This window comes from Vibrio sp. V12_P9A6T4 (assembly GCF_963874835.1).
Taxonomy (GTDB): domain Bacteria; phylum Pseudomonadota; class Gammaproteobacteria; order Enterobacterales; family Vibrionaceae; genus Vibrio; species Vibrio anguillarum.
Genome location: NZ_CAWNJO010000099.1, coordinates 1 through 9126 on the forward strand (window position 1 = coordinate 1; position 9126 = coordinate 9126).

General features: G+C 42.9%; 7 protein-coding genes, 1 tRNA gene and 1 pseudogene. 4 read left to right on the forward strand and 5 right to left on the reverse strand.

All coding sequences use genetic code 11. The annotated features are described in order from the left end of the window. Positions 1-179 (forward strand): annotated as a pseudogene (locus AACQ42_RS15380) (IS4 family transposase); the annotation flags it as partial. Between the two features lie 37 nt (positions 180-216). On the opposite strand, the gene AACQ42_RS15385 reads toward AACQ42_RS15380, so the two are convergent. The 3 genes from AACQ42_RS15385 to AACQ42_RS15395 all read right to left on the reverse strand — a co-directional run bounded on the left by AACQ42_RS15385 (position 217) and on the right by AACQ42_RS15395 (position 2410). Continuing rightward, positions 217-293: transfer RNA gene (locus AACQ42_RS15385), tRNA-Pro, on the reverse strand. A gap of 62 nt (positions 294-355) precedes the next feature. After that, positions 356-2161, reverse strand: coding sequence for a DUF3413 domain-containing protein (locus tag AACQ42_RS15390; protein WP_017049110.1), 1806 nt, complete (start codon positions 2159-2161; stop codon positions 356-358). Positions 2162-2185: 24 nt separating this feature from the next. Then, a complete protein-coding gene (locus AACQ42_RS15395) occupies positions 2186-2410 on the reverse strand; it encodes a YejL family protein (protein WP_013856392.1) in 225 nt (74 codons plus the stop codon). Positions 2411-2494: 84 nt separating this feature from the next. On the opposite strand from AACQ42_RS15395, the gene yejK reads away from it, so the two are divergent. Then, positions 2495-3496, forward strand: a complete 1002-nt coding sequence (gene yejK / locus AACQ42_RS15400) for a nucleoid-associated protein YejK (protein ID WP_017042553.1) — start codon at positions 2495-2497, stop codon at positions 3494-3496. A gap of 173 nt (positions 3497-3669) precedes the next feature. Further along, a complete protein-coding gene (locus AACQ42_RS15405; RefSeq protein WP_094166344.1) occupies positions 3670-4866 on the forward strand; it encodes an Hpt domain-containing protein in 1197 nt (398 codons plus the stop codon). Positions 4867-4976: 110 nt separating this feature from the next. Here AACQ42_RS15405 and nhaC read toward each other — a convergent pair whose 3' ends face one another. Then, on the reverse strand, positions 4977-6413 hold the full coding sequence (gene nhaC, locus AACQ42_RS15410; RefSeq protein ID WP_094164181.1) for a Na+/H+ antiporter NhaC: 1437 nt from the start codon (positions 6411-6413) through the stop codon (positions 4977-4979). A 422-nt stretch (positions 6414-6835) separates the two neighbouring features. Between nhaC and asd the strand changes: the two genes are divergently transcribed. Further along, positions 6836-7966 carry an aspartate-semialdehyde dehydrogenase gene (gene asd / locus AACQ42_RS15415; protein ID WP_029189775.1) on the forward strand — a complete coding sequence of 377 codons (1131 nt, stop codon included), beginning with the start codon at positions 6836-6838 and terminating at the stop codon, positions 7964-7966. A gap of 113 nt (positions 7967-8079) precedes the next feature. On the opposite strand, the gene AACQ42_RS15420 is transcribed toward asd, so the two are convergent. Continuing rightward, complete coding sequence (locus AACQ42_RS15420; protein ID WP_010318853.1) at positions 8080-8718, reverse strand: YchE family NAAT transporter; 639 nt, start codon at positions 8716-8718, stop codon at positions 8080-8082. Positions 8719-9126 lie beyond the last annotated feature (408 nt).

Here is a 9126-nt window from a genome sequence, read left to right on the forward strand (position 1 = left end):
GCCTAATAGTGGGGCTTCCCTACTCGTCACCGGGAGCCATACCGAGGCAACTCCAAAACTTCTATGCAATGAGTGGGAGCTTAATACTTGAGCCAAGGCGAGAAAGAGCCTTCCCTAGAGTCGTGAAGAAAAAGCCAAGCCGATACCCTAGAAAATACAATGCCGCTCACCTTAAGTGAACGGCATTAGAGCCGAAGCTCTCTTTTTTTAGGTGTATGGTCGGACTGAGAGGATTTGAACCTCCGACCCCCGACACCCCATGACGGTGCGCTACCAAGCTGCGCTACAGTCCGATTGGCGTAATCTAATCATTTATCCCTTTAGCGTCAAGAGATAATCTTGCTAACGACCTGATTTAATTATCTTTGGCGTAAAATCTCTGCAATTCAGTTAAGCCTTGCATCAGTACAGGTAACGCTGGGCTAGAGTCTTTCTGACGTTGATAGTTTTCATCAAACAGCTTGAAGTTGCCAAATTTATCAATGAGAGTCGTTTGGGTATCGGTAATCAAAGCTAATTCACGGGCATCACCGGCTAAGATCCACTTCCTTTTGTTTTCATCAAACAAGTTTCTACCACTGCTAAATTCAATAGGGTTGGATGAAGCACCTAACAGATCCTGTAAAAGCGTGACTGAAAAATCTAAGTGACTTGAACGGTGTGAGTATTCCCCTGCCATTTTCCCAGGCCAATGGATGATCATCGGCACTTGTAACTGGTATCGGCTGTAATTGCTGTTAGCACCCCAGCTGTTGGTTTTTGTCTCGTTAAACTCCGCGCCATGATTTGAGGTGATCACAATCAGCGTATTGTCTTGCAATTGTAATTCGTCAATCTTAGTGAGCAGCAGGCCTATTTCTTGGTCGGCTGCATTGACCGAGTTATTGTAACCAGCACGCAGGCGATCGCTGGCACTACCTTTACTTGACCGAGGGTCAAAGTCATTAAAGTTGTCAACGGTCGTCAATTCCAAATAGCTGAACCAGGGTTGTTCGGTTTGCTCGGATACCCATTTATGCCAGCGTTGTATAGTTTGGTTATCTGTGCTCGATTCTTGATCAAAAGGAGCTTTAGAGACCGTTAAAGTGCGGAAAATCGTCTCTTCGTATAAGGTGTCGTCAAAATTATCGCCACTAAAGAGGCCAAACTGATAATTCTGTTTTTTCAATACATCTATCAGTATCGGAGGGGTACCTTGTGAACGAATGGCGTTGGCATAACTGCTTGGTAATCCATAAAACAAGCCAAAGATCCCAAACATGTCATTACTCGAGCTGTAATGATTATTAAACTTCAAATTTTCTGTCGCAAATTGGTAAGTGTTGGGCATGATTTCAGCTGTCAGCACATCACTTCTTAAATTATTGACACTCACTAGCAAAATATTGAGATTATTTGCTCTGCGGCCAAATTGAAGAGGCTCAAGAGGATAACGAACAATGTTAAGGTTCTCTTCATTATCCTTCAAACGCTTTAAGTACACATCACGATCAAATAGACCGTGTTTTTCCATGAACGATTTTGCCGTCATTGGATACGAGAGCGGGAAGTTTGATTTTTGGCTGGTCACTGATGTTTCTAAATACGCATCAGACCAAACGTAAATAAGGTGGCTGGTAATAAAACTAATGAAAAATACCGCCGCGATGGGCCGGCCAACGTGTTTATGCGATAGTTTTCGCTGCTTACGCCAAACCCACTCCGAAAGCCCAAGTTGTAAGAGGAAAATGAGCGGCATGACCACAAACAGATGCTGTAAGTCGGCGGTGATAGCGCTGGTCTCATCGCTAAAAAGCAGTTCCCATACAATCGGTGTTAAGTGCAGGTTGATTGCTTGATAAGCTTGGGTATCGATTAATAAGAGTGTGAGTCCTAACGTTGCAAAACAGACCGCCACGAAGCGAAATAGTTTGCGCGACGGAATGATGAATGTCAGAGGGAATAAAACCAGCAGATAGAGTGCAAAGACCAAAAATCCAAAATGGCCGACCCAAGACACAGCTAAATAAAACTGCCCCAACAAGGTTTCAGGCCATGGTGATTGTACGATATATCGAGTACCAATAAGCATTGCTGCAATGATATTGAAGAAAGCAAACCAATGCCCCCAACCAACCAACCGTGATACGCGTTCACCGTATGTATTTTCGCTATCTGCCATGTAATTTTCTATCTATGCATTCTATTAGTGAGTAGTAGTTTCTAAAGACGACATCAATGCCTGAGCAAATTTTTCCGCAATCGCCTTACGCTGTGAAGCAGCAACGTTTTGGTTTAAGACATTCGTTGCAATGTTTCCCGCAATCATGAGAGTAAGCTCAGGGGAAGCACTATGTTTAGCGAGGATGGCAGCAACTTCTGTCAGGATATTTTCAATTCTTTCGTCGCTGTATTTAGATGTAATAGGCATAAAGACTCTAATGATGATAGTAAAAGCGGCTTATGATAACCTACAATGCCTTACAACTGAAACCAGAACGATGATAATTTCACTATGAGTCTTCACCTTTCCAACGTGATTTTGCACCAATTAAGCAAAAACGAGCAAGATGAGTTGGTGGTTAAATACCGCTCTCAATCTTTAGATAATGATACGTCTGCCGAAAATTTAGTGGCTGAGTTGCATCGCGTGTTTAATTCGAAAGCGAGCAAAGGTTTTGGTTCGTTTAAGTCGGACAGTGATTTTCAAACTTGGTTGCAAGAACTTCGTCAAGGTGAGCGTGATTTTTACGATTTTTCACAAATCAGTGCTCAACGGCTGAAAGATGAATTATCAAAGTATCCGTTTGCTGATGAAGGGATCTTAGTGATGGCCGAATATCAGTCATTGGCTACCGATTACCTATTTATTGGGCTTTTACCTCTCAACCAAAGTTTGAAAGTAACAGAGGGGCTCGACATTAGCGCGACAGATTATCTTGATATCAACAAAATGGATATCGCAGCGCGTCTTGACCTCTCAAGTTTTGAAACGGACAAAAACTCAAACCGCTACCTTGCCTATATCAAAGGTCGCGTTGGTCGAAAAGTGTCGGATTTCTTTCTTGATTTTCTGCAAGCCGATGTCGGGTTAGATACCAAAGTGCAAAATCAAGTACTGATGCAAGCGGTACAGGATTTTTGCACGGATTCTAAGCTAGAAAAAGATGAAGCGATCGGTTACAAGAAGCAGGTTTACGATTACTGCAATGAGCAAATTAAAGCCGGTGAGGAGGTTCATATTCGTGAGTTGTCTGGTGAATTACCTGCTAGCCAAGACGGCACGGGTTTTTTCGAATATACGCAGGCACATGGCTATGAACTGGAAGAGAGCTTTCCTGGTGATCGTTCTACCGTGCGTAAACTGACCAAGTTTGTCGGTGCAGGGGGCGGTTTGAATGTGAGCTTTGATAGCTTGTTATTGGGGGAGCGTATTTTTTATGATCCTGAAAGCGACACGTTAACCATCAAAGGCACGCCACCGAATTTAAGAGAACAGTTAACGCGCCAGCGTTAATCGTTTACCACTAAGAGAGCTTGATATGGCTCTCTTTTTTGTCTTTTCTCCCGATGTACAACTCAGCACGGTCCAAACTTTAGGTTTATGCTTGTATTAATTACAAGTACAAATTGGTAATCACAGTGTTTGGGCAAAAGAAATCAAAACGATTCAGCGTGAGATCGTATGGAGTGATTCTGTTTGGTTGGTTAATCTCCGTTGGTCTTGTGTTTTGGCAAAGCCATTTAAGCTACCAAGCCATGCATGCGGTGAAAGAGTTACATTACAGTGTTGAAGAACTTAAAAGTTCACTCTATTTTAAAGAGCCTTATCGTTCGACGCGAGCAAATGATATCGCGCTGAATGTGCAGCTACTCTATTCACTTAGGCTACAGCTGGAAGTTGAGCACCGAGATTTTTCATGGCGACCAGATATTCAGCAATTGCTCCATGTGACTGATCGCTATATCACACTGACCAAATCGTATTTGTCGATTGAGCTTAACATTCAACCCTTGGTTGAACGCCTACAAGTGCTGCGCGATAATCCCACTAATTCAGAACAACTCAAGCAAATGTATGTGGTGTTAGGCGCTTATGTATTTGAAGCGATGTTCAGTGACACTGAGCAAAATCCGGGGATCTATCGAGCATTAGATAAACTCTATGTGGATGGGCAATCTTTACCAGCCATTCAGAAAAAAGAGTTAGAGCAGACATTAGCACAAGCGTCTGATTTACTGAATCAATACGCCCAAGGTGCACGTTTGGTCGACAATTTAATCAATCACTCTATTTACAATCAGCTTATCCATGTTGAAAACCAATACCATCGTCTTTTAAACATCTATGCTTATCTTGTCACGGGGTTAAGTGGTGGTGTTATGCTATTGCTGGGTTGGTTGATGTTTCGGTCATCAGTTTTAACTCGTTCTCATGTTAATAAAGTTCCCAGTGCTGCGAAAGAGGATACGTCATCTGAGATAAATCCCAGTCGTGTTTTGTCTACAGAAGAACCACAGGTGGAAACATCGGATCTGTCTGATGATTTGGCCATCGATATTGAATCCATGCTCATAACTCTCAATGGCGATGTTGAGTCTGTCACTCTACTGTTGAGCGTATTTATACAAGATCATCAGCATGATGCCACTGAATTGAAAAGATTGGTGCATTCTGATTTGGAGGCTGCTCAACGCCGAGCACATAGCCTGAAAGGCGTCGCGGGCAATCTTGGTTGCCGTTCTCTCAAGCAGATAGCGTCAGAAATAGAGTTGCGACTTAGTCAGAAGCAACGACCTACGGAGAAGCAATTGGAGTTATTAACGACGCAATTAGCGGCCGCTATAGCCAGTGCGCAACACTACCTTGATCAAAGAAAACGATAAGCCAGTTCTATCGTGTCAGCTTTAAATGGTGATTCTGCTTGTAGTAAAAAAGAGCTCAGTTGAGCTCTTTTTTAATGGTTTTTTAGTTCAATGACTTTTGCAATACTCTGCTAGGCTGACTGTTGGTTGAGAACCGGTGTTTGTTCAGCACTGTCTGCTGGTGCAGTAGGTTCACATTTATCAACAAACCAACCCATGTAAGAGGTAAAAATGGTCACCAAAATACAGACAAAGCTTAGCCACATAAAGGGGGCATATGAGAGCGTTGCAACGCCTAGAATGCTCGCCATGTAGATGCCATTATCGCTCCATGGCACCATACCGGAGGTGAGCGTGCCACCAAATTCAGCGTTACGTGAGAGGTTCTTACGCTGATAGCCTAAACGGTCATAGTTCTTGGCACAGATTTTAGGGGTCAGGATGAGTGAAACATACATGGCTGAGCCAAAAACGTTGCCCATAAATGCAGTACCAATAGTACTGGTTGCCAGTGAACCTGCGCTTGTCACGCGGCGCTCAAACAGTTTTGCGATGGTTTCAAGCACACCCACTTTATCCAGCAATCCACCAAACCCGAGACCAAAGACAATCACGGCAACAGAACCAAGCATAGAGGACATACCGCCTCGGTTTAAGATTGAGTCAATGAAGCCAACGCCAGATTCAATATTGTAAGGTGCCCATGCGGTATTGAAAGCTTGCAAGAAGTCTACGTCTTGGATCATCACAGCCCAAATGATGCCCAGCAAAGAACCAAAGCTAATTACAGGAAACGAAGGCATTCTCATCGCAAGCAAGCCAAGTACAATCAGCACTGGCACAAAAGAGTATGGGGTAATGTAAAACTGCTGTTCCATCGCCTCAATCACGCTTTGTACTTGAGACATGTCTACGTTACCCGCATAGTGGAAACCAAATAAGGTAAACATGATACCCGTGATCACGTAGCTGATAAGCGCTATCGGCAGCATACCTTTAATGTGCTCCATCACTTCAACGTTAGACATCGAAGACGCCAGAATAACGGAATCAGATAATGGCGACATTTTGTCACCAAAGTAACAACCTGAAAGTACTGCGCCAGCGGTGATTGGTGCTGGAACGCCAAGACCCTGACCAATCCCCATCATGGCAATCCCCGCGGTACCAGCTGCACCCCATGAGGTTCCAGTTGCTAAAGCGGTGAGAGAACAGATGATCATCGTTGCAAGAAGGAAAATAGAAGGATGGATTGCTTGAAGACCGTAGTAAATAATGGTCGGCACGATCCCGCCGGAGATCCAAGTACCAACTAATGCGCCAACAGCTAAAAGTATCAATACGGCACCTAAACCATTAGAAATACCATTCAGTGCTGCTTTTTCTAATTCTTTATATTGGTGACCTAAACGAACACCGAGCACAATAATGATGAACCAGCCAATGTATAAGGCCAGTTGGATAGGGAGATCGAGTTGAGCTGTAAACGAAAACGCGAGTAACAAAAACAAGCCTAGAGCAATAATTACTTGAATTAAGCTAGGTAGGCGTTGAGGGGCTTGCGTCATAAAAGAGCCTCTTGTCAGATTTATGATCTAAGGACAGAACGGTGCCCTTATTGAGTTCGATCGCACTTTACAATAGTTAGCATAATATATCGACATCAAACACCTCGGATGTGATTTATGTCGTTCAAGTGGTTAATCTTCGATGTTAAATGTTGATAATAGTTAAATTTAATGGTTATAAATGTTTTGTAGTGTGGGCTTTTTGTGTAACAAGAACGTGATTATTTAGCGTTTCGTTGATTATTGAATGCTGAATCATAGTGCGGTTGAGTGATTTTTAGGCTTAAATGTGTTTTTTACAAAACTGGCTACGCAGAAAGAAAAAGTTACCACTTTTACTAAGAAAGTCTTGAGATTTTATGCTGAACCACTTATAGATGGAGCAATAAATTTTCATTTTAGATACATGGAGAGTGAGCGCGATGAGAGTAGGTTTAGTGGGTTGGCGTGGTATGGTCGGTTCTGTACTGATGCAGCGTATGGTTGAAGAAAATGACTTTGACTTGATCGAACCGGTTTTCTTTAGCACATCTCAAATTGGTATTCCTGCCCCAACGGTGCCTTCTAAGAAAGGCAATCATCATACAGGATTACTGCAAGATGCTTACGATATTGATAGCCTCAAACAATTAGATGCCATTATCACTTGTCAAGGTGGTAGCTACACTGAAAAAGTGTATCCAGCACTTCGCCAAGTGGGCTGGAAAGGTTACTGGATTGATGCCGCATCTACTTTACGGATGGATAAACAATCAATCATCACTTTAGATCCGGTCAACTTGACACAAATTCAGCACGGCATTCATTCAGGAACCAATACCTTTGTGGGCGGTAACTGCACTGTCAGTTTAATGCTTATGGCATTAGGCGGCCTTTATGAGAAAGGTTTGGTCGAGTGGATGAGCGCAATGACCTACCAAGCAGCTTCGGGTGCTGGCGCTCAAAATATGCGCGAGTTGATCTCGCAAATGGGAGTAATTAACGATGCGGTGAGCTCTGAATTGGCTAATCCATCGAGCTCAATTCTTGATATTGACAGAAAAGTGGCTGAAACCATGCGATCACCTTCTTTTCCTACCGAGCAGTTTGGTGCACCACTAGCGGGTTCATTAATCCCTTGGATTGACGTCAAACGCGACAATGGTCAAAGCAAAGAAGAGTGGAAAGCGGGCGTTGAAGCTAATAAAATTCTGGGACTTCAATCGTCACCGATCCCGATTGATGGAACCTGTGTTCGTATTGGCGCAATGCGCTGCCACTCACAAGCATTAACCATCAAGCTGAAGAAAAATGTTCCGCTTGATGAAATCGAAGAGATGATCGCTACGCACAATGATTGGGTGAAAGTTATTCCAAACGAGCGCGATATTACCGCACGTGAATTGAGCCCTGCCAAAGTCACTGGCACCTTGTCAGTTCCCGTAGGACGTTTGCGTAAAATGTCTATGGGTGATGATTTCTTAAATGCGTTTACGGTGGGTGACCAATTATTGTGGGGAGCTGCTGAGCCGCTTCGCCGTACTTTGCGGATCATTCTGGCTGAAAAACAGTAAAGATGGATCTCGGTTTAAAACTACCTGAGTAAAAATACAAAAGGGGCGCTTTATGCAAAGCGCCCCTTTTTTTATGCTTTTTATCTGTAGTAACAGTGACGATGTTAACGCGGTTATGCAAGGCCAGGAAATAAATTTCTGAGCCCATTGGCAATAAACTCAATACCGAGTGCGCCTAGTATTAAACCCATGATCCGCGTAATCACGTTGATACCCGTTTGACCTAAGAAGCGGACAATATAGGGGGCTGAGCGAAACAGCAGCCAAGAGCTTAAACTAAATAACACCACAGTGATTATAATGCCCACGGTATCGAACATGCTTGGGTAGCGAGAGCCATACACTATGGTTGAACTGATGGCACCCGGTCCTGCCATTAAAGGCATGGCGAGTGGCACAACCCCAATTTGTTCACGGCTAATGTATTCAGATTTCTCTTGTTTGTTTTGTTTATCTTCACCCAATTTACCGCTCATCATCGAAAACGCGATGCTCAGCAGCAATAGGCCACCAGCTACTCGAAACGAATCTAAAGAGATACTAAACATATCCAGTAACATCTGCCCAGCAAGCAGTGCGGTAATCAAAATTATTGCCACAGCAATATTCGCTGTAGCCGCCGTTTTGTGTTTCTCTTCTTGCGTCATATGCCCAGTGAGAGAGACAAATATTGGCATAATCCCCACGGGGTTCACAGCGGCTACAAGGCCTAAGAAAAACTGCAGGAAAATGGCTAACTCAAAGGTTTGCATGGCATTTATCTCTAATGGATCATTTCGATGAAATATTACGTGGCTAATGTAAGCGAAAGCAAAGGATAGCACGAATGAAAAAAACTAAAGCGATTGGGGTTTTATTGCTGAGAAAAACTAATTCAATGAAGAAAACGTTTTACAATTGTTTTTCTAATGTATGTGAGTGGTGTTGTTTTTTGCTCAACTGTTAACATCTGCACATTTTTAATAAAATTAGTGCTCCTAGCTGGTGGTAAAAGTGAGAGTCGATATACTCTCAGTAGCACGTAAAATGAGGTGTGTTCATTCATCTATCGCTCAAAAATGAAACTTTTTTACAGATTGTTGTAGTTTTTATAGTTTTCGTTGTTTAAGTAAATGTTTTTTATTCATTTAATTATCTATATGTTTTTTGTTTGTTTTCAG

Excerpts from the sequence above, each read along its gene's own strand:
- nhaC (WP_094164181.1), bottom strand. The coding sequence starts at position 6,413 with ATGACGCAAGCCCCTCAACGCCTACCTAGCTTAATTCAAGTAATTATT.
- yejK (WP_017042553.1), top strand. The coding sequence starts at position 2,495 with ATGAGTCTTCACCTTTCCAACGTGATTTTGCACCAATTAAGCAAAAAC.
- AACQ42_RS15420 (WP_010318853.1), bottom strand. The coding sequence starts at position 8,718 with ATGCAAACCTTTGAGTTAGCCATTTTCCTGCAGTTTTTCTTAGGCCTT.
- asd (WP_029189775.1), top strand. The coding sequence starts at position 6,836 with ATGAGAGTAGGTTTAGTGGGTTGGCGTGGTATGGTCGGTTCTGTACTG.
- AACQ42_RS15390 (WP_017049110.1), bottom strand. The coding sequence starts at position 2,161 with ATGGCAGATAGCGAAAATACATACGGTGAACGCGTATCACGGTTGGTT.
- AACQ42_RS15395 (WP_013856392.1), bottom strand. The coding sequence starts at position 2,410 with ATGCCTATTACATCTAAATACAGCGACGAAAGAATTGAAAATATCCTG.